Genomic DNA, 25,746 nt, shown 5'->3' with positions numbered 1-25,746 from the left:
GAGCTATCGTGCGCAAAGCCATTCACATCCTGCTATCGAGTGCCACGCTTATAGCTGGCGGACATGCATTCGCACAATCGCCGGAAGAGGCTGCCGATGCCGGACCCGGCGGCCCGATCATCGTGACCGCCGCCCGCAGCATCCTGCCTGCCAATGCGTTGCCGCTCACCATCGACGTCATCGACAAGGATGCGCTCGACCAGCAGATCGCCATCTCTGGGTCCGTCACGGACGCCGTGGCGACGCTGACGCCATCTTTCTCCCCCACGCGCCAGAAGCTGTCGGGCGCGGGTGAGACGTTGCGGGGTCGTTCGCCGCTCTATGCGATTAACGGCATCCCGCAATCGACGCCGCTGCGCGACGGCGCGCGTGATGGCTTCACCATCGACGGCTTCTTTGTCGACCGGGTCGAACTCATCTTCGGCTCCAACGCGCTGCAAGGCATTGGCGGCACTGGCGGCATCGTCAATCAGGTGACCGTCGGCGCGCCGAAAGTGGAAGGGCTGAGCGGTCGTGTGCTGGTCCAGGGGACAGCCGACAATGATGTCCATTCGGACGGCATCGGCGGAAAGCTGGGCGGCCTGTTCCAATATAAGGTCGGCGATTTCGACGCGACGATCGGCGCAACCTATGAAAAGCGCGGCGTCTATTACGACGGACGGGGCGATCGCATCGGCCTGAACCTGACCCAGGGCGAAACCCAGGATTCGCAGGCGACCAATATCTTTGCCCGGCTGGGCTATGCCGTATCGGCTACCGGCCGCATCGACCTGATCGCCAGCCGTTTCGAGCTGAAGGGAGAGGGCGATTTCGTTGCTGTGGAGGGCAATCGCCTCACCGGCCAGCCGACCGGTGCCGTCCGCGGCACACCGCCGGGCGATCCCGCCGCCAATCGTACCGAAAGCATTGCCCTGTCTTACACGGACAGCGCGCTGGGCGGCGGCAATTTCGTGAGTCAGATCTTCTTCAACCGGTCGCGCGACACGTTCGGCGGTGAACTGGCCCCGATCGCCAGTTTTCAGGACCCGTCGATCGCACCGGTCAACACATTGTTCGACCAGTCGCAAAACCGTTCGCGCAAGATCGGCGCGAAAATCAGCTATGAACGCGCCGTTCCGGGTTTCGAGGCGCTGACCGCGACGCTGGGTTTCGACGCCCTGTGGGACAAGACGCAGCAGCAGCTGATCGCCACGGGCCGCGTCTGGGTGCCGCCCGCCGAGTTTCGCAGCCTGGCGCCCTTCACCCAGGCCAATCTCAAACTGTTCGATGGGCTGGTGCGGGTCGCGGGCGGTGCGCGCTGGGAAAATGTGCAGATCAAGATCGACGATTTTCACACCCTTGCGCAGACCACCCGGACATTGGCGGTCAATCCCTATTGGGGCGGGGTCGATGTCGCAGGGGGCAAGCCGAAATTCGACGACCTTCTGATCAACGGCGGCCTGATCATCGAGCCATGGCAGGGCATCCGTGCCTATGCCAGCTATGCCGAAGGCTATACCGCGCCGGACGTCGGACGAATCACCCGGTCGATCAACCAGACCGGCGTCGATATCGACAACTATCTGGCCATCGAACCGATCGTGTCGAACAACCGGGAGGTCGGGATAGAAGTCAAACGCGGCCCGTTTGACGGGTCAGCGACCTATTTCTGGTCGTCCAGCGACAAGGGGCAATTGCTGGTGCCCGGCACCGGGCGCAATTTCGACGTCCAGCGCCAGCGCATCGAGATTGAGGGGCTGGAGGTCAACCTGCGCGCGCAAATGCCGATCGAGGGGCTGAAGCTGGGCATCGGCTATGCCCATATCCAGGGTCGTTACGATACCAACGCCGACGATGTCGTGGACACCGATCTGGACGGCGTCAATATTTCGCCCGATCGGGTCAACCTGTCGGCGACCTATAATCACGGCCCGGTCTCGGCGATCCTCCAGACACAATATTATCTCTCGCGCAGCTTCCACGCCGATGCTGGCCGTCCGCAACCCGACCAGCGCAACAATTTCGGTGGCTATACAGTCACCGATGCTAGCATCCGCTACCAGACGGGCCTTGGCGGCGTTCGGCTGAGCGTCCAGAATCTGTTCGACACATTTTATATCGACTATAGCAGCGACACCCGGCTGCCGACCGACAAGCTGGCCTATTTCGCCGGGCGGGGACGCAGCTTCACGCTCAGCTGGGACTATAGTTTTTGAAGCTGCTTGACCTTCTGCACCGCTGGATCGGCGGGCTGATCGGGCTGGTCCTGGCGGTGCTGGGCCTGACCGGCGCACTGCTGGTGCATAAGGACGCCTGGGTGCTGCTGCCCCACGCCGCCGATCCCCAGGTGCAGCACAGTGTCGCCATCGCAACGCTGGTCGATCAGGTCATGGGCAATCCCGCGACCCGGCCAGACATGATCAGCTTCGCCAGCCCCGATTTCGGCCTTGACCGGCTGCGCTATGCCGATGGTTCGGGTGCCTATATCAGCCAGACGGGCGAGTGGGTCGCGCGCTGGGACAGCCAGTGGCAGCGCCCGGAATTATGGCTGTTCGACCTGCATCATCATCTGTTCGCAGGCGACACGGGCGAGACGATCATCGGCATCGCTGCGCTGCTGGGGCTGTTCTTCGTCATTTCCGGCGTCATTCTGTGGACCCGGACGCGCAAGAGTTTTGCGTTCCGCCTGCTGCCCAAGCGGATCAGCCGCCCGGCCATCGTGCGCCACCACCGCGATCTGGGCGTCGTTGCGGCACCTTTGCTGTTTTTGTCGCTGCTGACGGGGGCCATATTGATATTCCGCCCCGTCGCCGCCGTGATCCTGGGCTTGTCCGCACCCGCACAGATCGACGCCAGCCTGAAAGCCCCCACATTCGCCGCCGTCGCCGTCGCACCGACGCTCGACTGGCGCGGCATGATCATGACCGCGCGAACCCGCTTCCCCGACGCCGATATCCGCAGCCTGTCGCTCCCTAGGGGCAAGAGCGGCCTCATCACCTTGCGCATGAAGAAGCCGGAGGAATGGCTGCCCAATGGTCGCACGACTTTGTGGTTTGCGGCGGATAGCGGCCGACTGGTCGGCGCACGGGACGCTGCGCATTTGCCCAACCGGGTGAAGATCTACAATATGCTCTACCCGCTGCACGCGGCCAAGGTGGGCGGGCTGCCCTATCGCCTGGTCATGACCTTCGCAGGCCTGGCGCTGGCGCTGCTGGGCAGCCTGACGCTCTGGTCCTTCTGGTTTTCCGGCCGCCGTCGGCGCGTCCCGGCGATGGCGGCGAAACCGGCAGTCGGCTGCTGATCCGATGCAGCCCGCGCTTGCGCCGGTGTCGTCACAGTTCTAGATACTTGTCTGACATATTGCATGTGATGGGACGCTGATGATCAGGCGTAAACTGGAAGTCTGTGTCGAAACCTTGGCGGACCTGTATGTCGCACTGGCTGGAGGCGCGGACCGGATAGAATTGTGCAGCGCGTTGGCCTTGGGTGGCCTGACCCCATCGGCTGGACTGGTGGCTCAGGCGGTGGACGCCGTGCGGCAGCAGGGCATGAGCATCCGCGCCATGGTCCGCCCGCGCGATGGCGACTTTGCCTATGACGTGGGCGATCTTGCCACCGCACAGGCGGAGGGTTTGGCGCTGATCGGGCAGGGCGTGGACGGGCTGGTATTCGGCGCAGCGCGCGCCGGGCAACTGGACTATGCCGCATTGTCCGACTGGACCGCGGCGATGCGAACCGTCCGCCCCGACATCGGCCTGACGCTGCATCGCGCAATCGATCTGGTCGATGATCCGGTCGCAGCCGTCGATCAGGCCGTCCATCTCGGCTTCGACCATATCTTGACATCGGGCGGTGCGACACGGGCTATCGACGCCCTGCCGATGATCGCTGCAATGCAGGCGCGCGCTGCCGGGCGGATCGTCATCATGCCCGGTGCAGGCGTCCGCGCTGCCAATGTCGGCGCGATCATCGCCGCCACCGGCGTGTCGACAGTCCATGCCTCCGCCAGCGAAGACAAAGAGGCGGTCGATGTCCACGCCCTCGCCTTGGGATTTGCGCGCGGTAACCAGCGACGCACATCGCTTGCCCAGGTGCGGGCCATCAGAGAGGCAATCGACCAATGATCCGCCTCCACCGCCGCGAAACCCTGACACTCGGTCTGGCGGCAAGCCTGCTGCCTGACGTCGCGACCGCGCGCCCGGCACCCGACGCCTCGCCGTTGCTCCACGGCCTTGGTTCCCGTGACGACGCCCCCTGGCACCTGCCGCAAAGCGATCCCTCGCGCCTGCTGCTCGATGAAGGCTGGCGTTTCCATGAAGGCGATATCGACGTGCCGCCGCCGATCGGCCATCACCTGACCTATTTATCGGTGAAAGCAGGCAATGCCCGTGGGCCGGCGGCGATCGACTGGGACGATGGCGACTGGCAAAGGGTGCGCCTGCCCCATGACTGGGCCTCCGCCCAGCCGTTCGTCAAAAGCGCCAACGTCTCGCAGGGCTATCGCCCGCGCGGCATCGGCTGGTATCGCCGCACCTTCCGGCTCGACCCGGCTGACCGGGACAAGCGGCTGGAATTGCACTTCGGCGGCATCGCGACGCAGGCGACCATCTGGGTCAATGGCAGCGTCGTCGCGCGCAATTTCTCTGCCTATAATGCGATCACTATCGACATCACCCCCTTCGCCCGCTTTGGCGAGGAGGATAATGTCCTCGCCATCCGCGTCGATGCCAATGCGATGGAAGGCTGGTGGTATGAGGGCGCGGGCCTCTATCGCCATGCCTGGCTGGCCAGACGCCCCGCTGTTTCGATCGCCACGGACGGCGTGCATTGCGATCCCCGGCAGGCGGATGGCGCATGGCGCGTGCCCGTCACCCTGACCGCCCAAAGCATCGCGCGCGACCCGCGTTCGGTGCGCGTCACCGCCATCCTGCGAGGCCCGGACGGGCGGGAGGTAGGCCGTCAGCAGGCGATGCTGGACGTGCCACCCCTCACGCAGGCCAGCGTCGCCATGACGATCCCGGTCGCCGCACCCCGCCTCTGGTCGGTTGACGATCCCGCCCTCTACAACGTCGATCTGCTGCTGGATGGGCCGGACGGCACCGACCGGCGGAGCATCCCCATCGGCTTTCGCACCATCGCCTTCGACGCTGACCGGGGCTTGTTGCTCAACGGCACGCCCGTCAAGCTCAAGGGTGTGTGCGTCCATCTCGACCATGCCGGGGTCGGTGTGGCGGTGCCGGACGCGCTGCTTGCCTGGCGGCTGGCGCGGCTCAAGGATATGGGCTGCAACGCCATCCGTTGCTCGCATAATGCGCAGGCGGAGGAATTTTATGCCCTGTGCGACCGGATGGGCTTTCTGGTCATGGACGAAAACCGCATCTTCAATCCCGCGCCGGAAAATCTGGCGCAGCTGGAATGGCTGGTCCGCGCCCATCGCAACCATCCCAGCATCATCCTGTGGTCGGTGTTTAACGAGGAACCGATGCAGGGGACGCGCGCGGGGGTGGAGATGGTCCGCCGGATGCGCGCGGCCGTCCGTGCGCTGGATGACAGTCGCCCGGTCACGGCGGCGATGAACGGTTCTTTCTACGATCCCGACAATGTGTCGCAGGTCGTCGATGTCATGGGGTTCAACTATTATCCCGACGATTATGACCGTTTCCACGCGCTGAATCCGCGCCAGCCGCTCACCAGTTCGGAAGATACCAGCGCCTTCATGACGCGCGGTGCCTATGCCAGCGACGCGCGCGCCCATGTCATCGCTTCCATGGATGAGGAAGCGGCAGCCTGGGGCGCCACCCATCGCAAGGCATGGAAGGCGATTGCGACGCGCCCCTTCGTCGCGGGCGGCTTTGTCTGGACGGGGTTCGACTATCATGGCGAACCCACCCCTTATGATTGGCCGACCATCGCCAGCTTCTTTGGCATTCTCGACCTGTGCGGCTTTGCCAAGACCGCCTATGATATCCGCCGTGCGCAATGGCTGGATGATCGTCCAGTCGTGGGTGTCGCGCCGCACTGGACCTGGCCGGGGCGCGAAGGCCAGCCCATCGACCTGCTGGTAACCTCCAACGCGCCACGGGTGCGGGTGCGGGTCAATGGCCGGATCGTGGCGGACCAGCCCTGCGACCGGATCATGGGCGTGGCCGTCAGGACCAGCTATGAACCCGGCCTGCTGGAAGTGGAGGCGTTGCGCGATGGGAAGGTCGTAGCCCGCGCCGCACACCATACGGCCGGTCCAGCCGTCGCGCTGCGCCTCACGCCCACGCGCGCGCATCTGCGCGGCGATGGGGAGGATGTCCTGGCCATCGCCATCGATGCCATTGATGCGCGCGGCCACCATGTCCCGGTTGCGCAGAATATGGCGCGCTTCACCATCAGCGGCGCGACCCTGATTGGCGTCGGCAATGGCGATCCCAATTGCCATGAAAGCGAAAAGGCACCCAAACGGTCGCTGTTCAACGGCCTCGCGCAAATGATCCTGCAGGCAGGCACCGGGCGAGGCCAGATCCGCGTCGAGGCGCAGGCCGACGGATTGCGGGCTGCCCGCCTTGTCCTCCCGCAACTCGCCATTCCCCCGCGCCCGTCGGTTCCGGCGCTACCGCCTCGCACGCTGGTCAGCGAATGGCGGCGCTCGCCTGCCTTTGCCGATCGCCCCCATACCGCGCTGCGCCCGGCCGATGGCGACAATAATCTGTGGGCCTTCATGCGCGCAGGCACGCCGACCCCTGCAGATAGCACGCCGCAATGGCGCGTCTATCGGGCGGCCCTGCCCCAGCGCAAGGCGATCATCGCGCATGGTGGCCGGATCAGTTTCGCGGCCCTCGCCGGGCGCGCCGAACTAAGGGTCGATGGTCGCCTGCTGGCCAGCAGGAGCGACACGACGACCGGCCCGCTGGTCGCCGACCTGCCACCCGATGCAAAGGAGGTAGCGCTGCTTATCCATTCGGACGCCGGGCAGCCGTCGGGCCTGCTGGGCCGGGTGCAGGTGGAGGCGCGGGACTGACATCCCGCGCCATGCCTTAGCGGAACGCCCCGATGGTCGCGATCGCGATGGCGGGCGCAGGCACCGCCGGGCGCGGGAAGCGCAGCCGCACATAGCGCGCCGGGCGTGGCGCGGAAAAGGGGATGCGCTGCGTCGCGCGGGCATAGTTGATATTCTGGAACTCGCCCTCTTCCGCCTTGCTCCAGCGCTGGCCATCGACGCTGCTTTCCACCATATAGCGGGCGGGCGGCGCGGCCTGCGGATCGACATGGCGGGTCGGGGTCAGCGTAAATCCCGCCAGCGTTTCCGCCTTGCCCAGATCGATGGTCAGCATCGCCGGGGCAGGGCTGGTCCAGGCCGTCTTGGCATCATCATCCAGCATGGCCTCACCGCCCGATGCACTGGCGGCGATGATCGTCCATCCGGCGCGCGCGACGATGCTGGGATCGCTGACTTGCGCCGGGGGCAGCGTGACCGGGGCAACCGACAGGAAAAGCGCAAATTCGCGCAGCGTCGGCCCGGCCTCCGCCGCCACGGCGCGGAAACGTACCCGGCGCGGCGACACCGGCGCAGGCAGACGGACCAGCCGCTGCGGACCCACCATGTCCTTGCGCGCGACCTCCCGCCACGCCTGCCCGTCATCGGCGATGTCGATGGCAAAACTGGTCGTGCGCAGCCCTAGCGGTAGCCATTCCTGCAAGCGGATCGTGTCGAACCGCGTGCCGGGGGCCAGGTCCAGCGTCAGGCTGGCGTCGCGCGCATCGGCTGGCGCACACCAGAAACTCTCAGGATTGCCGTCGATCGCATGACCGGCGGTGCCGCCAATGTCGGCGCTGGCGCTCGCCACCGCGCCGCGTGCCAGATCGGTGGCGAAACTCGCGCGCACTGCATCGCCAAAGGCGGTCAGGCTGGCAACATCGCGCTCGGCAATCCGCCCGCGCCGGTCAGGCGGCAGGTTCAGGTGGAATGTCGTGCCATGGCCGATCGACTGGTCGAACATGGCCATCAGCTTTTGCGGCGTCTTGACCTGCGCATCCTCGTCCGCATGATAGAACCAGCCCGGCCGGATCGACACATTGGTTTCGGCGGGCCACCACAGCGCGCCGCCGCGCACCCCGCTATTGCCCTTCACCTGGTCATAGGGTTCGTCGGGCATGGTCGGCCAGCATGGGTCACCGGCATGGCCATCCTCATTGCCGACCCAGCGTATGTCGGCCCCCAGCGGATCGAAGGTGCAGGCACCCGGTTGCAGCTGGTGGACCAGCGCGACGATGGCGGGCCAGTCATAATAGGCGGGGGCGTCGATCTTGCGGGTTTCCCGCGCCCCCCCATAATAGCCGTCTCCGCCATTGGCCCCGTCGAACCAGACCTCGAACAAATCGCCATAGCGGGTGCATAATTCGGTCAGTTGCGCCCGGTAATAGTCGATATAGGCGGGCGTGCCGTAATCGGCGCGGTTGCGGTCCCATGGCGACAGATAGACGCCAAAGCCAATGCTCGCGCGGCGGCAGGCCTGCTCCAGTTCGCCCACTATGTCGCCCTTGCCGTCCTTATAGGGGCTGGACCGGATGCAATGGTCGGTCAGCATGGTGGGCCACAGGCAAAAACCGTCATGATGCTTGGCGGTGATGATCAGGCCGTTGAGGCCCCCGGCCTTCGCCGCCGCGACGATCTGGTCGGGATCGAAATCGGTGGGATTGAACAGCTTGGGATCTTCGTCGCCATAGCCCCATTCCTTGTCGGTATAGGTGTTGATCGAAAAATGGACGAAGGCATACATGCGCCGGTCATGCCATTTCAGCTGGCGCGGCGATGGCGTCGCGCCCCATGGAGCGGGCAGGGCGGGGCGGGTCATGACGCCTGCCGGGCCGCGCGGCGCGCAGGCGCTGGCGCCCGCGATCAGCGATCCTGCCATCAGGGTGCGACGGGTGACATAGGCAGTCATGGTTTGGCTCCGTTAGGCAAGTCTTGGTTCAACGGCTGGGGGATCAGCCACACTTCGGCAATCTGCCGTCCACGCCCGCCGCCGCCGATGCCGGGCGGTCGGGTCCAGCTCAGGTCGAGCGTGCCACCGGCGGTCAGCGCTTGCGGTATGGCCAGTTCGACGCGCTGCGGATTGGCGCTGCGCACGGGTGGGGCAGGCAGTTGCACCCCATTGGCGGTCAGCGTCAGCGGCAGCACATAATCCTCGCCCGCCCATGTGTAGCGCAGCCGGTAGGCGCGGTTCTTTTCCAGCCCCTCATAATGAAGCATGAGCGGCTGTTCATATAGCGCCTCGGCATAGCTGAGTTCCGCCATGCGCCAGCCTTCGTCCGGGCTATGTCCAGCTACCCCGTCAATCGCACTGCGCCACAGTTGCGGATCGTCGGGATAGCCCGGCCCGCGCACCAGATGCGGCTCATTACCGGGGTCGCCCAGATCATCGTAAAGCGCCAAATCCGCCATGCCCCACCGGTCGCCGATCGCGACCAGCGCTTTGACCTGCTCGGCTCGTGTAGCCAACGCCAGCGCCGCAGTCATGTCCCGCTCCACCGCGACCCTATCGTTCAGGTCGATCATCGCCCGGTCCAGATTGGCACCCCGCCGCCAGTGGGACGCGCCATGCCGCGCGACCGACAGCTGCATCCCGGCCTTCGTCCATAGTTGGTCCGCCAGAAGCACCAAACGCTCGTGCAGCGTCGCCACCCGTTCCGCGTCCGGCCGCGCATAGGCAAAGCGCGCGCCCGCCACGGCTGCGTCAGGCCCAATACCCGGCGTCTGCCGCAACGTATACAGCGCCTCCGCCTGCCGCGCCCTCGCGCCCATCAACCGTGCGCGCACCAAAGCGTCATAGACCGCGCGATAACGATAAAGATCGGCCTGCCAACGCGTTGATTTGATGCGATCAATAGCGTCAAGCGTTGCATCAATCCCGACATTGTCCGCCGGATCGCCCCGCCAGTTCGCCTCCAGCATCGCCGGGATCGTGGCAAAGGCCAGGTCGCCGATATAGAAGCGCGAATATTGTTTTGCTATGTCCAGCTCAGTGTCGGCTTTCCATCCCAGCGCCAGCCATTGATGGACATTCCAGTCGTCATTGACCCCTTCGGAATAGCTGACCGCGCCCCGTGTCCCAGGCGACAGATGATCGAAGGCCGCCTGCATCGCCGCCGGTCGCGGGTTCACCGGCTCGCGCCCCTGCGTCAGCGCAAAGGCCGGGTGCCAGTCCGGCACCGGCAACTGCGCCTGCATCGCATGGGCCGTATCGGGATACAGCTCGACCGGATATCGCCCGGCGATCCGGTGCAGATGCGCCGCCACGCTCTCCCGCGTCTGCGGCCCGACGAAAATGCCGCTCAGCCAGCGCGGCTGTTTCACCAGCTGCGTGTAAAAGGCATCCAGTCCCGCCGCATCGAACCCCTGCGTTGACAACAGCAGTTCCGCCTTCGGAAAGCGCCCGCGCAACACGGCTGCCAGCCGCCGGGCGAGCGGGAAAAGCCGGTCGGGCGGGCTATGGCCGGGGTCGCCACCGGGAATATAGAGCGCATCGACCTTGGGCAGGCTGCGCAACAGCACATCGAGCCGCGCCGCCTCCGCAGCATCTGCTGCGCCGCCGTCATAATCCTCCAGCGCGGGATAGAAAATCGCGACATCCAGACCCAGCGCTGCGGCTGCCCCTGCCATGGCAGCAACCGCCTGCTCCGGCGGCACCGGCATCAGCGGCGATGTCGGCGCGTCGTCGGATCGCGGCGCGATGATCTGGATGCGGTTTGCCCCCCACAGCGCGAAATCCTCGATCCGCCGCCGCAGCATCGCCGGGGTCCAGGCGTCGTAGCTGTTATTCTTGAACCGATAGCCGATCTGCGTCCCACGCACCGCCTGCCGGGGCTGCTCGGCGACCGGCGCATCCAGCCTCAACATCAGGCCATCAGTATGGCGCAGCACCCATCCCGCGCCATAGATCAGGCCGCGGGTTCCCTTGGCCCGGATCATGATGCTGTCACCCCGCCGGTCGATGCGGAACGCCTCTGCTGCCATCCCGCGCGCCTCGATCATCCGCACGCGCACCCCGCATCCCGCCGCTCGCGCGCCACGTTCCGCCAGCCTCTGCCGAAGCAGCCCGGCCGCGACCGGCTCCCCCTCGACGCAGACGGATTGAAGCGCGACCGGCGCGGGCACTGCGCCGGTCGCGGTCGCCAGCATCAGGGCGGCGACTAGGCTCATGCGGGGTGGCCGGGGCGGTCCTCGACCCGCGCGGCAAAGCTTTTGTTCGGCGTGTCGCTCATCTCGAACCGCAGCGTGCCGCCCCTGACCAGATCGGCATGGCCGATCCAGCTTTTCGTCCATGGCTGCCCGTTCCAGCTGACGGCGCGCACATAGGGCGTGGCGGCGCTGTTCCCCGGTGCCTCGATCACCAGTTTGCGGCCTTCGCCCAGCCGCACGATCGCCCGCTCGAACAGGGGACTACCCAGCACATAGGTCGCGCTCACCGGATCGACCGGATAGAAACCCAGCGCCGACAGGATGAACCAGGCGCTCATCTGCCCGCAATCGTCATTGCCGATAATGCCGTCGGGCGCGGCCTTGTACATCTGCGCCATCAATCGCCGGACCATCGCCTGCGTTTTCCACGCCGCCCCGCAATAGGCGTAGAGATAGGCGACATGATGGCTGGGTTCATTGCCATGGGCATATTGGCCGACCAGCCCGCTAATGTCTGGCGGCGCGCCTTCGGGCAGGGTGGAATCGGCGGTAAACAACCCGTCCAGCTTGGCCTCGAAAGCGGCGTCCCCGCCCATTGCCGCGATCAGGCCATACACGTCGTGCTGGTTCAGAAATGTGGCCTGCCAGCTATTGCTCTCGGTAAAATCGCGCCACTTCTTGGAATGACCAATGCCATTGGGGGCAAAGGGTTCGGCCCACCGCCCATCGGCTAGGCGCGGCCGGGCAAAGCCGGTTTCCGTATCGAAAACATTGCGCCAGTTGCCACACCGCTGCCGCAGTCGTGCTGCCCGTTCGCCCGCGCCAGCGGCATCGGCGATATGCGCGGCGGCATAGTCGTCATAGCTATATTCCAGCACGCGCGACACGCTTTCAAAAATGCGGTCTGCGGGGATGAACCCCATCTCGTCATATTCGCGAATGCCCAGGCTGTTGTCGAGATGCGGGGTCGACCAGTCGAACAGCCGCTTCTCGATCCCCGGCCAGGCAGCGGCATAATCGGCAGGGATGCCCTTGGCCCGCGCTTCGGCCAGCACCGCAACGCTGTGCCAGCCAATCATGCAGCCGGTCTCCACGCCCTGCAATGGCCAGACCGGCGGCCCGAACGGGCTTTGCTGCGTCTGGCGGATCAGGTCGGACGTGAACGCCGCCGCCTGCTTTGGCCGGATCAAGGTCTGGAGCGGGTGAAAGGCGCGATAGGTGTCCCATAGCGAATAGGCGCTATAGGCCTGCTCGCCATCGGCCAGCTGGTGAACCTGCCGATCCAGCCCGACATAGTGCCCGTCGACATCGGAAAAGAGCGTCGGCCCCAGGCTTGCATGATACAGCGCCGAAGACAGGATCGTGCGCTGCTCCGCCGTGCCGCCTTCCACCTGAATATGGCCCAGTTCCGCATCCCAGGCCTTTTTCGCGGCAGCGCGATAGCGATCGAAATTCCAATGCCGCGCCTCGGCCTTCAGATTGGCGATGGCCCCATGCTGATCGACCGCCGATATGCCACAGCGGATCAGCAACGGCACCCGTCCGGCATCGTCAAAATGCAGCACGGCCTTCAGCCGCTTTCCGGTGACGCCGGTGGAGCCTGCGGGTGCATCCTCATCACCGAAAAAATCGATTCCGTCCGGCTGCCGGGACAATTGCATCGCAAAGAAGATGCGCCGCCCCTTCGCCCAGCGAAACACCCGCCGCGTGCCGGTCAGCATCATGCCGTCCCAACGCAGCGCCGCCTCGTCGATCAGCGGCGCCTCGCCCGGCCCTTCCATGACGAGGTGGCTCAGGTCGATCAGCACATGGCCCGGCCCTGCGGGGAAATGATAGCGATGGATGCCGGTCCGCGGCGTCACCGTCAGTTCCGCCCGTACCCCGCTTTCCAGCATGACGGCATAATAGCCCGGCTCGGCCCGCTCACCGCTATATCGCTGGCGATAGCCCGGTTCGGACAGGTCGATCGGCCCCGGCTGCAAGCGCACCGGGCCGCGCGTCGGCACCACCAGCAAGTCCAGCATATCGCCGATCCCGGTCCCCGACAAATGGCTGTGTGAAAAGCCCAGCAGCGACGCATCGCCATGATGATAGCCCGAACAGGTGTCCCATCGCGCCGTGTCGGTGTCGGGCGACAATTGCACCATGCCAAAGGGCATGGACGCGCCGGGGAAGGTGTGGCCATCACCACCGGTGCCGACGAACAGGTCGGGCGGGGTCGCTGCCACCGTCGCGGCATCCAGCCGGAAGGCTCCGGCCAGCGTCAGCGCACCGCTGCTCGCCAGCAGCGCGCGGCGGGTCAGGCGGGTCATACTCTCTCTCCCAGCAAAGCAGGCTTGCGCCGCGCGAGGTCAAGCATCAGCTCTCCGAACAGCCCGTTGGCCCAGGCGAACCAGTGGCGCGTAAAGCTCTTGGGATCATCCTGATCGAAAGCCTCATGCATGAAACCGGTCCCGGCATGACTGGCCTTGAGCCAGCGCAGGCACTGGCGGATGATGGCGTCATCCTCGCTGTTCATGGCGCGCATGACGATCGCCATGGGCCAGATCATGCGCAACCCGGCATGGGGACCGCCAATCCCCTCGGCGGCCTTGCCCTTGAAGAAATAGGGGTTGCGCTCGCTCCACGCGGCCGCAGCCGTCCGCCGGAACAGCGGGTCATCGGCGGGCACCGCGCCCAGATAGGCCAGCGCCGACAGGCTCGGAACATTGGCGTCGTCCATGAAATGGCCGTTACCAAAACCATCCACCTCATAGGCCCAGAGCCGGTCGCCGGTGGCCGGATCGATCATCGTCCCATGGGCGCGGGTGGCAACCTCGACCTCATCGGCCAGTGCCTTGGCATCGCGGGCCAGCGCATCGTCCTTCGCTGCCTCGCTCGCCACGATCGCCAGTTTGCGCAGCGCCGCCACCGCGAACAGATTGGCGGGGACCAGGAAGGGAAAGATGCAGGCATCGTCGGACGGGCGATACATGCTGTGGATCATCCCGACCTTGCGTGTCGGCGCGCCATAGCCGTTCAGGATCAGCGTTTCGGTGGCCAGCCTGTCGCGCCGCAAGAAGCGATAGGGACCGGGACCATCCTTGCGCTGCTGTTCGCGGAAGGTGCGGATGCTGGCGCGCGCACCGTCACGCCACAGCGCATCGAACGGCGCGGCATCGCCGCTCGCACGCCAATAATCATGCGCCAGCCGCATCGGATAGCAGAGCGAGTCCACCTCCCATTTCCGCTCCGCGACACCCGGTTTCATGTCGGTATCGTCGGCCAGCGCCCAGGGCAGGCTGGTCCTGGCGGCGGGATCGCGCATGAAGGCATTGGCATAGGGATCGATCAGGATCGAACGTGCCTGCCGGGCGATCAGACCGCGGAACAGCTGGCGCAGTGCGGCATCGTCGCGCGCCAGATGCACATAGGGATTAAGCTGCGCCGAACTGTCGCGCAGCCACAGACATTCAATGTCGCCGGTGATGACGAAGGCGTCTGGCCTGCCGTCCACTTCGTCCATGAACACGGTCGTATCGAGCGTGTTGGGATAGCAATTGCCGAACATCCATCGCAGTTCGGGATCGCCGATCCGCGCCGAAATACGGGCAATCTCGCGCTCTACCGCCGGGCTGGTGAAGCGGCGATCGGCCGGGGCAGGGCGCTTGCTGGCGGCGCGCGGCGCAGCGCCGACGGCTGGCGTCGCCGCCATGGCCAGACTGGCGGCGATCATGGCGCGGCGATCCATCCTCATTTGGGCAATTCCTGCATTCCGCTGATCGTGAAGGGAACCTCCACGCCGCTTGCTTCGCCCGGCTGTCCACCACCGATAAACAGGCGATAGGCGCCGGGCCGCACCGCCCGCAGGCCATCACGATCCACTGTCGACAAGGCGCGCGGATCGAGCGTGAAACTCACTATCTTGTCCTTGCCTTTCTTGAGCATCACCCGCTGGAAGCCGACCAGGCTGTGGCGCAACAGCGGATCGTTGAAATCGCCGATCCGTCGCAATTCTTCGGGCGGGATCAGATAGGCCTGCGCCACTTCCTCACCATCACGATCGCCGCTGTTACGCAGTCGCGCCGTGATGGTCAGCGTGGCTCCGGCAGCTATCTCCGGTGGCGCTTCGGCCCGGTCATAGGCAAATTGCGTGTAGCTCAGGCCATGGCCAAAGCCCCAGAGCGGACTGCCATGGAAATAGCGATAGGTCCGCTCCCGCATATTATAATCGACGAAGGCGGGCAGGTCGCGGGTTCTGGCGTAGAAGGTGACGGGCAGGCGACCGGACGGGGCATAGCGTCCCTCGATCAGGTCGCTGATCGCCGTGCCGCCCGCCTGACCGGGATACCAGGCAGCAATGATCGCATTGGCATTGTCCTTGGCCCATTGCATGGCCACCGCGCTGCCCGACATCAGCACGACGACCAATGGCCTGCCGCTGGCTTTCACCGCCTCCAGCAATTGCTGCTGCGCCTGGGGCAAAGCAATATCGGTGCGGTCGCCCCCCGAAAAGCCCGGCACTTCGATCTGGAGCGCTTCGCCCTCGACCGCTGGCGACAGGCCGACAAAGGCGACCACGGCGTCCGCGGCCCGCGCTTGCGCCACGGCATAGCTGCGCTGGGGCAGGGGCGGCGCGACCCAGGTCAGGCGTATGCCTTCATCCTCGCTGGCGTGCGACAGTTCCAACCGAATCTTGCGGGGCCGCGCATCATCAAAGTCGAGCCGTGCCTCTACCTGGCTATTGTCGCCTGTATCGGCGATAACCGGCTGGTCATCGATCCACAGCCGCACCGCATCATGGCCATTGCAATCGAAACAGCGCGGCACATCGATTCGCACGACATGTTCGCCTGCGCCTTCCGGCATCAACGTCCCGGTCCAGCGCACGCCATAGCGATCGGACGGGACGCCGGGTGCTGGCGATGTCCGGTTCCAGTCGAAATCGACCTTGTTGTGGGTCTGCGTAATGATCGGCGCGCCGGTCATGGCCGGGTCAGCGAAAAATTCAGCTTTCAGACCCGTGGCAAAAGCGGTTTCGGGGATGACCACCGGCACGCCCTCCGCCAGGGTCGATCCTTGGGCATAATGAACGTCGAACCTTTTGCGCAGCGCCGTCAGCGGCGTTGCGGGATCAGCAGCCGTGCCATGATAATTGGCCTCCAGCACATCCAGACTATCGGCATTGGGACCAACAACAGCAATGCGCGCTCCGCGCTTCAGCGGCAGGACGCCGTCATTCTGGAGCAGCACCAGCGACTTGCGCGCCGCTTCCAGCGCTAGCGCCTGATTGGCCGCCGTATTGACGGCGCTCGCCGGGATGCTGTCCCACCGGCTCTTCGCGCCAAATGCGTCACCCAGCGCCTTGCGCACCGCAAAAGTACGGGCAAGCGCAGTATCGACCGTCGCGCTGGTCGTCAGCCCTTGCGCCAGCGCCTTGTCCAGCGCGGCATAGGCTTTGCCGCAATTGAGGTCCATGCCCGCATTGATCGCCACCGCCGACGCGGCAGCATTGGTCTGGCGATAGCGCTGATAATGGTTGATATTGCCGATCGCATCGCAATCCGACACGACCAGCCCGTCAAAGCCCCAATCCTTGCGCACCCGCTGGTTCAGCAGCCAGTCGGACGCACAAACCGGCACGCCATGCACGCTGTTATAGGCACACATCACCGACAGCGCCTTGCCTTGCGTCAGCGCCATGCGGAAGGCGGGCAGGTATGTCGCTTCCATATCATAGGCGCTGGACTGGACGTTGAAACTGTCGCGTCCGGCTTCCGGCCCGCTATGTGCGACCAGATGCTTGGGCGTGGCGATGGCGCGGGGCTGCGACAGGTCCGGTCCCTGCAACCCCTTCACATAGCCTACGGCCAGGCTGCCGGTCAGCCGCGGGTCCTCACCATAGGTTTCCTGTCCCCGGCCCCAGCGCGGATCGCGGAAAATATTGATGTTGGGCGACCATATGGTCAGCCCCTGATAGCGCCGCCGGTCCTTGCCAGGCACGCCATTATATTTGGCGCGCGCCTCGGTCGATACCACCGTGCCGATCCGCTCCATCAGGTCCGGGTCCCAGGTTGCGCCAAGGCCGATCGCCTGCGGGAATACCGTCGCCACGCCATTGCGGGCCAGGCCGTGCAGCGCCTCGTTCCAATAGTCATAGGCGGGCAGTTCCGGGCCGTCGGCCGGTGCGCCCGATTGCAGTTGCGCGGCCTTTTGCGCCGCTGTCATCGACGCGATTTTCGCCTGGATATCGGCATCGACGACAGGCGTGGCCGCCGCCAGCAGGACCAGCATCACGCTCAACGACCATCTCCCAGATGACGCAGCTCCAGTGCCTTTTGCAGGGTGGAAAGCGGCGCCTTCGATGCAATGGAAGCGGTCACGCTCTCACCGGGCAGCAGATCGACATAATTGTCGGACGCGCGGGCATCGATCGTGCCGAAACCGATCCATAGTCCGCGCGCAAAGCGCGTTGCCGTGACGGTGAGTTGCGGCTTGCCATCGGCGCTTAACGACCAGCGTGCGACCAGGCCGGGGTCCGGCAGGGCCATCGCCTTTTCCGGCAGGGCCGACACGATGGCCCGCGATACCTGCCTGCCATCCACCATCAGGTCCGCGACTGCAAAGGTGCGGCTCCTGTCCGCCATGCCGAACAGCATGTCGTCGCCAAGGTCGCCAACCTTCAGGGAGGAAAGCGGCGCGAGCGGCGCGGTCCCTTCCTTCACCAGCGTCTCCCTGCCATCGACATCGACCCGTCGAATCCGCCATGTCGCCGCAACCGGGGTCGTCCGGTCGGAAATCAGCGACACGTCCGTCCTGCCATCCTCATGGCGGCCCGCCGCAATCGCGACCGGCGCGAAGAAACGGCGCGCGGCATAGTGCAGCGCCTTCCAGCGACCATCATAATCGATGCTCGACCAGGACGCGCCGGGCCACACATCGTTCAACTGCCAGTATAGCGATCCCATGGTGAGCGGGCGGCAGGCGCGATGGTGCAGCGCCCCCAGGGCGATGCCATCGGCCTGCATCGCCTGGCTCAGATAGACGAAGTCGGCAAAGTCGCGGGGCGTGCGATAGCGCTGCTCGATATAGAACAGCAATCTTTCCTGTCCTTCACCCTTCAGGAATTTCTGATGGGCGCGCATGACCGGCGATGTGATCGACAGGTCCTTGGCATCGGCAAAGGCGCGAATGGTCGGCATGACGGGCATCGCCTGAAGCCCATATTCGGACATGAAGCGCGGGCAGCTGTCGAGATAGGCGGTAGCTGGCTTCTTGCCGCCCCAGACGTCCCAATAATGGCGATCGCCGTCGCCATCGACATCGGGCTTGCCCTCATAATTGCTGCTGGGCGATCCGGGCCAGTAAGGCACATCGCTGTCCAGTCGCTCTGCGGCATCGCGCAAAACCTGGTTGAACAATATGGCCATGCCCACACCGATCCGCTCCTGCTCGTCGGCACCCACCCTTTTCTTGAAAGCGATACGGTCGGACCAGTTTTCCCAGCCCGACAGCACTTCATTATTGCCCGACCACAGCACGATCGATGGATGCGCCTGCACCCGCGCGACCTGTTCTTCGGCCTCGATGCGGACATTTTCGCGAAAATCGCGATCATAGGGCGTCACCGCGCCGCCAAACATGAAATCCTGCCAGACCATCAGGCCCAGCTGGTCGGCGGCATCATAGAAGCTGTCGGGCAGATAATGGCCGCCGCCCCAGATGCGGACCATGTTCATGTTGGCGTCGCGCGCGTCCGTCAGGATCGACGCCATCCGTTCCGCCGTCACGCGCGGCGCAAAGCTGTCGAACGGGATGACATTGGCGCCCTTCATGAAGATCGGCAGGCCGTTCACTTTGATTATGAACCCGCGTCCCTTGTCGTCCGCTTCGCGCACCAGTTCGACCGTGCGCAGGCCAGTGCTTTTCTCCGCCCGGTCTGCATCCTCACCGTTGAAACTGACCCGCGCCGCGACCTTGTAGAGCGGCTGCGCGCCATAGCCGGTGGGATACCAGAGCTGCGGCGCGTCGATCGATACCGGCACGGCGACCTGATTGACGCCAGCGGTGACCTGAATATTGCGGGTGGAAAGGACTGACCGGCCGTTCGGGCCAGTAACAGTCGTTTCCACCCGCGCCTGACCGCCGCGATCGGCGACCAGGTTCAGATTGGCGGTGATGCGGGCTTCCGCTTGTGTCACCGCCTCCTGCGCGACCCGCAGGCTCTCGATGCGCAGGCTGTCCCACGCTTCGATTTTGATGGGGCCGTTCGGCCCGATATTCAGGATGCGCGGCCCCCAGTCCCAGCCATAATGATATTTGGGCTTGCGAATATAGGGCGATGTCTGCCGACCTTCCGGCTCGTCACCAAAGACGCTGTCATATTCGCCGGGCAAGGGGTTGGAGAGCGGCAATATCTTGGGCTGCAACGTCTTGAGCGGCGATGCGAAGCGGATCATTATCTCGTTCGCGCCTGCTTTCAGCAGCGGCTTCACATCGGCGCGCCACCGGCGATGCGCGTTGTTGGCGGTCAGCACTACCTTCCCGTTCACAATCACGCTCGCAAACGTATCCAGCCCGTCAAACAGCAGGTCGATATGATCGCGCGCCAGCAGCGCTGCATTGGCGTCGATCCGTCCGCGATATTCCCAATCGCTGCGTCCGACCCACTGGATCGTCGCCTCGTTGAGACCGACGAACGGATCGGGCGTGATCTTCGCGTCCATCAGGTCGCTCTGCACCGTCCCCGGTACGGTCGCGGGCAGCCATGCTGCGGCCCTGGGATGCGCCTTGGCCGCCTCCTTTTCGTCCGGCGACAGGCGCAGCGCCCATCCCTTGTCGAGCATGATGTCGGTGCGTAGCCCGGCGCTCACCGCAACCGGAGCGGCCGCCAGCATCAGGGCGAGGGTCGTGCGCAGCATCAGCGACGATCCGCCAGCGTCACGCTCTCGACGGCATAGAAGGGATCGGACAAGGGCGACGTGAACTGGAAACAGAGATTGGCGTCCTCCTTCTGATCGGCAACCGGCGCGCTGAACGTCATCCGGTTGGGCGCGCTCTTTGGATCGGGCAGGGGAAAGGTGCCAACCACCGCGCCCTCGCATCCGCCAGCCCGCACGACCAGCTCGCCATGCGCGGTCACCGCATAATGCGCCCGCAAAGCACTTTCTTCATGCGCCAGACCATAATGGCGCGGCAGGCGGGCGACCGCGATCGTGACCGCTTTCGCCTCGCCCAGCGGCGCGTCAGCCCATTGGGTGCAGGTGTCGAAGATATTGACGTTGAACGCCGGGGCATCCTCGCTCTGGCCCGATACCAGCGGCACGCGCAGGCCAAGCGCGCCCTTGGGGCAAGCGACCAGATCGGATGCGGTCGCACGGAGCAGTGCGGCGCGGGAAGCATCGAAACGGCGCGGCGCGGCGGCGGCACGGCCATCGGTCAGATAGGCTGCCGCCTCGACACTCGCGCCAGTCCTGATTGTCAGTGGCGCGGAATAAGCCTGCGACCTTCCGCCCAGCTTGCCGTTCGTCGCATAGCGGATGGCACCCGCGCCCGCCTGGGTGTCCATGGCCAGCATCACCTTGCCGCTGCGCAGCGCGTCACCCCGGCTGCCCTGCATCCTGAAGTTGACGGCGAAGGCGCTGTCCGCCGCCGCTATGCCCTCGCGCTGGTAACGCAGCATCTGCGGATCGAGCCGCGCGACAAAGTCCTTCCAGTCGCGCTTGTCCCTGGCCGACCATGTCAACTCCGCCACGGCGGACAGGCGGGGAAAGATCGCATGTTCCTTCTGCTTCGCCGTCGCCAGATATTCGGAGAAGGCGGTTGCCTGCGCGCCAAGCACATGCCGCGCATTGTCGGCGGACACGCCTGCGGCCACCGGTTCAAACGCATAGACCTGTTCCAGCGTCTGGATCGACAGGCGGCCGGGCGGCTCGTCGCTGCGGTCGGACTGGAGACTGTCGAAATAGAGAATGGGGGCGGGGGCCAGGACGACGTCATGCCCCTTGTTCGCCGCCTCGACCGCGCCCTTCTCGCCGCGCCAGGACATGACCGACGCGCTGGTCGGCACGTCGCCCTCCAATATCTCGTCCCAGCCGATCAGGCGGCGGCCCTTGGACGAGAGATATTGGCCCAGCTGCGCGATCATCCAGCCCTGCATCTGGTTTTCGGTCTTGATGCCCATTTTCTTCATCTGCGCCTGAACCAGCGGCGAACGCTGCCACTGGTCCTTGACCGCTTCGTCCCCGCCGACATGGATGAACGGCGACGGGAATATGGCCATCAACTCGTCCAGCACATTGCGGATGAAACCCATGCTGCGGTCGGACGGGGAAAAGAGCCAGGGATTGATGCCCCAATCATGGCTGACATCGGGGCGGTCGCCCAGCACGCCTATTTCTTCGGGGTAGGCCGCGACAGCAGCCTGGGCATGGCCCGGCATGTCGATTTCCGGCACGATGGTGATGCCGCGATCGGCCGCATGGGCGACCAGCGCCTTCAATTCGTCCTGCGTGTAGAAGCCGCCAACCTTTGCGCCCGGCGCGCCGCCCGACGATGGCGGCGTGCGCCAGCCGCCGATTTCCGTCAGCTTGGGATAGCGCTTGATCTCGACGCGCCATCCCTGATCATCGGTCAGATGCAAGTGCAGCGTATTGAGTTTCTGCGCCGCCATCGCATCGATGATCGGATAGAGGGTTTCGACCGGCTGGAAATGCCGCGCCACGTCCATCATCAGCCCGCGCCAGACGAAACGGGGCGCATCCTCAATCGAAACCGCCGGTAAAGTGACGGCCTGCCCGAACCTGGCGTCAGGGGACAAGAGTTGCGCCAATGTCATCGCGCCCCAGATCAGGCCGCGATCCTCGCGCGCCCTTATGGTCGCGCCCTGCGGCGTCACATCCAGCCGATATCCCTCGGCAGCGTCGACCGAAGCGTCACGCTCGAACCGGATCACCCCGCCTGCACCCGAAGCAAGAGCGATACCGCGATCCTTCTGGACCTGCGAGATCAGCAGCTTCGCCGCCTTGGCCGCGCCCACATCATTTCCCGGTGCGCTGACGAGCGACCCGGCGGCGATGCGGAGCGTCCCCGCGCTCGGCGCAATGCGGGCGGGCATGGGGATCAGCGGAAGCGCGGTCTGCGCTGCGGCAGGCGCTGCGGCTAGAGCGATCGAAAGGGCGAGGAGACGACGCATTGCAGGGCTCCATTATGATGACAGATCAGTTGTGCAATCCGCCGGTCACGAAAACAAGGACGGGCGACCCCGTGCAGTGGGCCGCCCGCGGCAGTTGCCTGCCTAGATCATATCTGCCCGTGTTGGAGAGAGTGGGCAGACATGAAGAGGGTCGGGGAACGTCCTGCCGACCCGCGATGCGGCGCAGCGACGGGGCGAAGGACGTTCCCAATCATCAAAAGCGCACGCTGACGCTGCCGGCATAGGTCCGGCCATTCTTGTAGAAGGCCGTCGGCGTGGCGCGCGTGCCGGCATATTGAATATAGGTTTCGTCCAGCAAATTCTGTGCGTTGGCCGTCAAGGTGATATTCGGTGTGATCGCGTAGCTGGCCGAGAAATCGAGCTGGTTATAGGGCGCGACCATATCCACCGAATTCAGGCGACCGATCGCCCGGAAATAGGCGGAGCGATAATTATAGCTCAGCCGCGCCTGGAACGGACCACTTTCGAAATAGGGAATGATGTTGACCGTATGCTTCGACAGATAGGGCAAATTCAGCCCTTCGTCGGTCGAGCTGTCGGCAAAGCTATAATTGGCCTGGATGCCAAAACCGCCCCAGATTTCCGCTTGGCCTGACACCAGCACGCCGTTCACCGTCGCCTTGCCGCCATTGATCGGCTGCGACACATTATACACCTGATTCTGTTGCAGCAGTTCGTTGAAGAAAGTCTGCTGCGTGATGCCGTTATAGATATAATCCTTCACTTCGCGGCGGAACAGTTCCAGCGAGAAGAGCATACCTGCCTTGGGATACCATTCGGCGGACAACTCATAGTTGGTCGACTGATAGGGCTTCAGGTTCGGGTTGCCACCGCTCGCGTCCAGCGTGATGTCGTTGCGGCCGATCGATCCGCCCAGCTGTTCGTAGCGGGGGCGTGCGATCACCTTCGCTACGCTGCCGCGCAGGATGACGTTGCTGCCGGTATCATAGGCGATGTTGAAGCTGGGCAGGAACTTCAGATAATCATTGTTGACGCGGCCGGGGACCAGCACGGGCAGCGCGCCATCCCCCTGCGCGACCTGCGCGGTAAAGGCCGAGCTATTCTTGGTGTAGACCAGACGGCCGCCGATATTACCGCGGAACCCGCCCTGCTCGAAATTGAACTGGACATAATTGGCGGCGACTTCTTCGTCGACAATGTAGGATGCCGTCGGCTTGTCCACGGCGATGTTCACCGAATTGGCGAGAATGTCGATGACCGCCTGGGCCGGCAGATTGATATATTGGGTGGCATTGCCTGTCCCGCCCGTGCCGTCAAAGGCACCGTTTGGCGTGGTGATGGTATCGACGCCCAGGCTGGCTAACGTGTAACCGCCCGACAGATCATAATTGTTGAAGCCCGCAGCGTTCAGGCGGTTGCGATGCTTGGTATATTTGCCGCCAATCCGCACTTCGGTGAACGGTCCGAAGGCGACCGGAATGACGGCGTCGTATCCGGCATAATAATCACGGTCGATCGTTCTGGAAAAGTCGATGCCACCCGCCCGTGCCGCGACGAGTTGGGTGCCATTATAGATGATCGGCTGGCCGTCGATCGTCTGTGCCTGCGCGCTGTTGCTGCGACGATAATTGGCCGGATCGGTCAGGTCGCCGTCATAATTGACTTCAGCGCTGTTGGGCGTGAAGCTGTAGCTGTAGGGCAGGTCGGTACGGACATCGAGCAGATATTCGGGGTTGCGGCCACCGACCGCGCGGCTCCAGCCGCCAGTGGCGGTAAAGCTAGCGCCGCTGTCACTCTTCCATTCGGCCTCCAGATTGAGGTTGTTGGTCGTGAGCTTGGTTTTGCGCACCAGCAAATCCAGCTGCGAACTCTGGCTGTTGGCCGATGCAGCGCCGAAGCTGGCAGCGGTCACGACCCCGTCATTGACCGTGGCCGATTGCAGGACGTCGCCGCTCCAAGCGCCGGGAATGACATACATGGACTGGCTGCTATTATTATAGTTGCCGTCGATACGCAGGCCGGTCAGCGTCAACGTCAGACTATCGGTCGGCTTAAACTGCATCGTGCCCGAATAGCTGATGCGCTTACGCTGCTGCGTGAAATAGGCATAGTTGATGCCAAAGGGGCTCTTGGCGTTGTAGAGGTCCGCCAGCGTGCCGCCGGTAACGGTGGCATTTGGATTTTTCAGCGTGAAGCTGCCGTCGGCCGCTGTGTTGAAGAAGCGGCTGCCGGCATTTTCGAAACCGAAAAATTCCACGCCTGCCCGTGTCAGATTCTGTTTGTCATAAGTAACCGCGGCAAGGATGCCGAATGTCTCATCCTGATTTTTCCAGCTATACAGGCCGGACGCACGAATATTGCCCTTCTCCGCACGGTCGTTCCACGAATAGCCGCCCGACGCAAAGACGCTATTGGCCGGAGTTTCGAGTGGGCGCCGCGTGCGCACGATGACGGTGCCGCCGATCGACCCTTCGTCGATGCGCGGTTCGGGGGACTTATAGACTTCCAGTCGCTCGACCAGTTCGGGGGCGAGCAGCGAATAGTTGAAGGTGCGGCTGGTGGGGTCATTGTCATTGCCACCCCAGTCTGCCGATGCCACGGCGTGCCCGTCCAGCAGCATCCGGTTGAGCGCGGGGTCGGTGCCGTGGATCGCAACCTTCTCACCCTCGCCAAAACGGCGATCGATGGACACGCCCGGAATGTGCGACAGGGATTCGGCCACATTGCGATCAGGGAATTTGCCAATATCTTCCGATGTGATGACATCGACGACCGCATTGGCCTGCTTCTTGACGTTGATGGCATTGCGCAGGCTCGCGCGGATACCCGTAACGACGATTTCGCCCTGCGGATCGGGCGCCGGAGCGGCTTGCTGCGCGGAAACGGCTGCTGGCAACAGGGCCATAGCGCTTGTGGTGAACAGCATGAAATGTCGCAAAGCCATAATATACCCTCTGTCCTTCGACTCCTGCGGCGATTCTCGGCAAGAGCCTGTGTAGCGACCTGTTGTAAGCGCATTAATGGTTTCTATTAGGTATTATAAATGTCGCACTTGGTATTGTTGATCGTATATCCTGGACGGATAAAATCTACATAAATTTGCCATTTGGCAGAAACATTATGATAAATATCTGAATATAAAGCGATAATTTGATAAATGACACCCTTTTCAACCTCTTGCCGAGAGAATTGGCAGGTGACTTGATCGCGTGATCCGCACGCTTCGCCTGGCTTCCAATCCGTCGTCTCGGTGCCGAAGTGACCGTTTCCCCTATTGAAAATACGCATATTGGCGTGCAGCGCCTACTTCCATCCACAATAGCCCCTCAGGCCAATTGGCAAAAAATAGGACTTGAACAATACCAATGAATGACCTAAGTCGGAGTTGTGCATGATTCAACCCTCCACTACGGTCACCCGATTGGGATATCGACTTTTGTAGGGG

General features: G+C 64.1%; 12 protein-coding genes. 4 read left to right on the top strand and 8 right to left on the bottom strand.

Translation table 11 applies throughout. From position 1 onward, the window contains the following. Positions 1 to 8: 8 nt before the first annotated feature. The 4 genes from D0Z70_RS06055 (at position 9) to galA (ending at position 6,985) form a co-directional block, all read left to right on the top strand. Positions 9 to 2,195, top strand: a complete 2,187-nt coding sequence (locus tag D0Z70_RS06055; RefSeq protein ID WP_420820371.1) for a TonB-dependent receptor — start codon at positions 9 to 11, stop codon at positions 2,193 to 2,195. Continuing rightward, on the top strand, positions 2,192 to 3,280 hold the full coding sequence (locus D0Z70_RS06050; RefSeq protein ID WP_119744552.1) for a PepSY-associated TM helix domain-containing protein: 1,089 nt from the start codon (positions 2,192 to 2,194) through the stop codon (positions 3,278 to 3,280). The genes D0Z70_RS06055 and D0Z70_RS06050 overlap by 4 nt, the downstream gene beginning before the upstream one ends. A gap of 79 nt (positions 3,281 to 3,359) precedes the next feature. After that, positions 3,360 to 4,103, top strand: coding sequence for a copper homeostasis protein CutC (locus D0Z70_RS06045; protein WP_119744551.1), 744 nt, complete (start codon positions 3,360 to 3,362; stop codon positions 4,101 to 4,103). After that, positions 4,100 to 6,985: a beta-galactosidase GalA gene (gene galA / locus D0Z70_RS06040; protein ID WP_119744550.1), complete on the top strand. Its 2,886-nt coding sequence runs from the start codon at positions 4,100 to 4,102 to the stop codon at positions 6,983 to 6,985. Before D0Z70_RS06045 ends, galA begins: the two co-directional genes overlap by 4 nt. Before the next feature lie 16 nt (positions 6,986 to 7,001). Here galA and D0Z70_RS06035 read toward each other — a convergent pair whose 3' ends face one another. The 8 genes from D0Z70_RS06035 to D0Z70_RS06000 all read right to left on the bottom strand — a co-directional run bounded on the left by D0Z70_RS06035 (position 7,002) and on the right by D0Z70_RS06000 (position 25,227). After that, the gene (locus D0Z70_RS06035) at positions 7,002 to 8,909 is read right to left on the bottom strand and encodes an alpha-L-fucosidase (protein WP_119744549.1); all 1,908 of its coding nucleotides are present in this window, start codon (positions 8,907 to 8,909) and stop codon (positions 7,002 to 7,004) included. Further along, positions 8,906 to 11,167: a hypothetical protein gene (locus tag D0Z70_RS06030; RefSeq protein WP_119744548.1), complete on the bottom strand. Its 2,262-nt coding sequence runs from the start codon at positions 11,165 to 11,167 to the stop codon at positions 8,906 to 8,908. The genes D0Z70_RS06035 and D0Z70_RS06030 overlap by 4 nt, the downstream gene beginning before the upstream one ends. After that, a complete protein-coding gene (locus D0Z70_RS06025) occupies positions 11,164 to 13,458 on the bottom strand; it encodes a GH92 family glycosyl hydrolase (protein ID WP_119744547.1) in 2,295 nt (764 codons plus the stop codon). Before D0Z70_RS06025 ends, D0Z70_RS06030 begins: the two co-directional genes overlap by 4 nt. Then, positions 13,455 to 14,882, bottom strand: a complete 1,428-nt coding sequence (locus D0Z70_RS06020; RefSeq protein ID WP_119744546.1) for a glycoside hydrolase family 125 protein — start codon at positions 14,880 to 14,882, stop codon at positions 13,455 to 13,457. Before D0Z70_RS06020 ends, D0Z70_RS06025 begins: the two co-directional genes overlap by 4 nt. Continuing rightward, positions 14,879 to 17,419: a glycoside hydrolase family 3 C-terminal domain-containing protein gene (locus D0Z70_RS06015; protein WP_119744545.1), complete on the bottom strand. Its 2,541-nt coding sequence runs from the start codon at positions 17,417 to 17,419 to the stop codon at positions 14,879 to 14,881. Before D0Z70_RS06015 ends, D0Z70_RS06020 begins: the two co-directional genes overlap by 4 nt. 5 nt (positions 17,420 to 17,424) lie before the next feature. Beyond that, positions 17,425 to 20,046, bottom strand: a complete 2,622-nt coding sequence (locus D0Z70_RS06010; RefSeq protein ID WP_119744544.1) for a beta-mannosidase — start codon at positions 20,044 to 20,046, stop codon at positions 17,425 to 17,427. After that, positions 20,046 to 22,319 carry a beta-N-acetylhexosaminidase gene (locus D0Z70_RS06005; protein WP_119744543.1) on the bottom strand — a complete coding sequence of 758 codons (2,274 nt, stop codon included), beginning with the start codon at positions 22,317 to 22,319 and terminating at the stop codon, positions 20,046 to 20,048. Before D0Z70_RS06005 ends, D0Z70_RS06010 begins: the two co-directional genes overlap by 1 nt. A 214-nt stretch (positions 22,320 to 22,533) precedes the next feature. Then, the gene (locus D0Z70_RS06000; RefSeq protein WP_239018826.1) at positions 22,534 to 25,227 is read right to left on the bottom strand and encodes a TonB-dependent receptor; all 2,694 of its coding nucleotides are present in this window, start codon (positions 25,225 to 25,227) and stop codon (positions 22,534 to 22,536) included. Positions 25,228 to 25,746: the final 519 nt, after the last annotated feature.

The sequence above is a fragment of the Sphingobium terrigena genome, from assembly GCF_003591655.1.
Classification (GTDB): Bacteria; Pseudomonadota; Alphaproteobacteria; order Sphingomonadales; family Sphingomonadaceae; genus Sphingobium; species Sphingobium terrigena.
Note: the sequence above shows the minus strand (reverse complement) of the source record. Positions and strands in the feature narration are given on the sequence as shown.

What these genes read in the sequence shown, in the direction of transcription:
- D0Z70_RS06045 (WP_119744551.1), top strand. Translation starts at nt 3,360, where the DNA reads ATGATCAGGCGTAAACTGGAAGTCTGTGTCGAAACCTTGGCGGACCTG.
- galA (WP_119744550.1), top strand. Translation starts at nt 4,100, where the DNA reads ATGATCCGCCTCCACCGCCGCGAAACCCTGACACTCGGTCTGGCGGCA.
- D0Z70_RS06035 (WP_119744549.1), bottom strand. Translation starts at nt 8,909, where the DNA reads ATGACTGCCTATGTCACCCGTCGCACCCTGATGGCAGGATCGCTGATC.
- D0Z70_RS06030 (WP_119744548.1), bottom strand. Translation starts at nt 11,167, where the DNA reads ATGAGCCTAGTCGCCGCCCTGATGCTGGCGACCGCGACCGGCGCAGTG.
- D0Z70_RS06025 (WP_119744547.1), bottom strand. Translation starts at nt 13,458, where the DNA reads ATGACCCGCCTGACCCGCCGCGCGCTGCTGGCGAGCAGCGGTGCGCTG.
- D0Z70_RS06020 (WP_119744546.1), bottom strand. Translation starts at nt 14,882, where the DNA reads ATGAGGATGGATCGCCGCGCCATGATCGCCGCCAGTCTGGCCATGGCG.
- D0Z70_RS06015 (WP_119744545.1), bottom strand. Translation starts at nt 17,419, where the DNA reads ATGCTGGTCCTGCTGGCGGCGGCCACGCCTGTCGTCGATGCCGATATC.
- D0Z70_RS06010 (WP_119744544.1), bottom strand. Translation starts at nt 20,046, where the DNA reads ATGCTGCGCACGACCCTCGCCCTGATGCTGGCGGCCGCTCCGGTTGCG.
- D0Z70_RS06005 (WP_119744543.1), bottom strand. Translation starts at nt 22,319, where the DNA reads ATGCGTCGTCTCCTCGCCCTTTCGATCGCTCTAGCCGCAGCGCCTGCC.
- D0Z70_RS06000 (WP_239018826.1), bottom strand. Translation starts at nt 25,227, where the DNA reads ATGCTGTTCACCACAAGCGCTATGGCCCTGTTGCCAGCAGCCGTTTCC.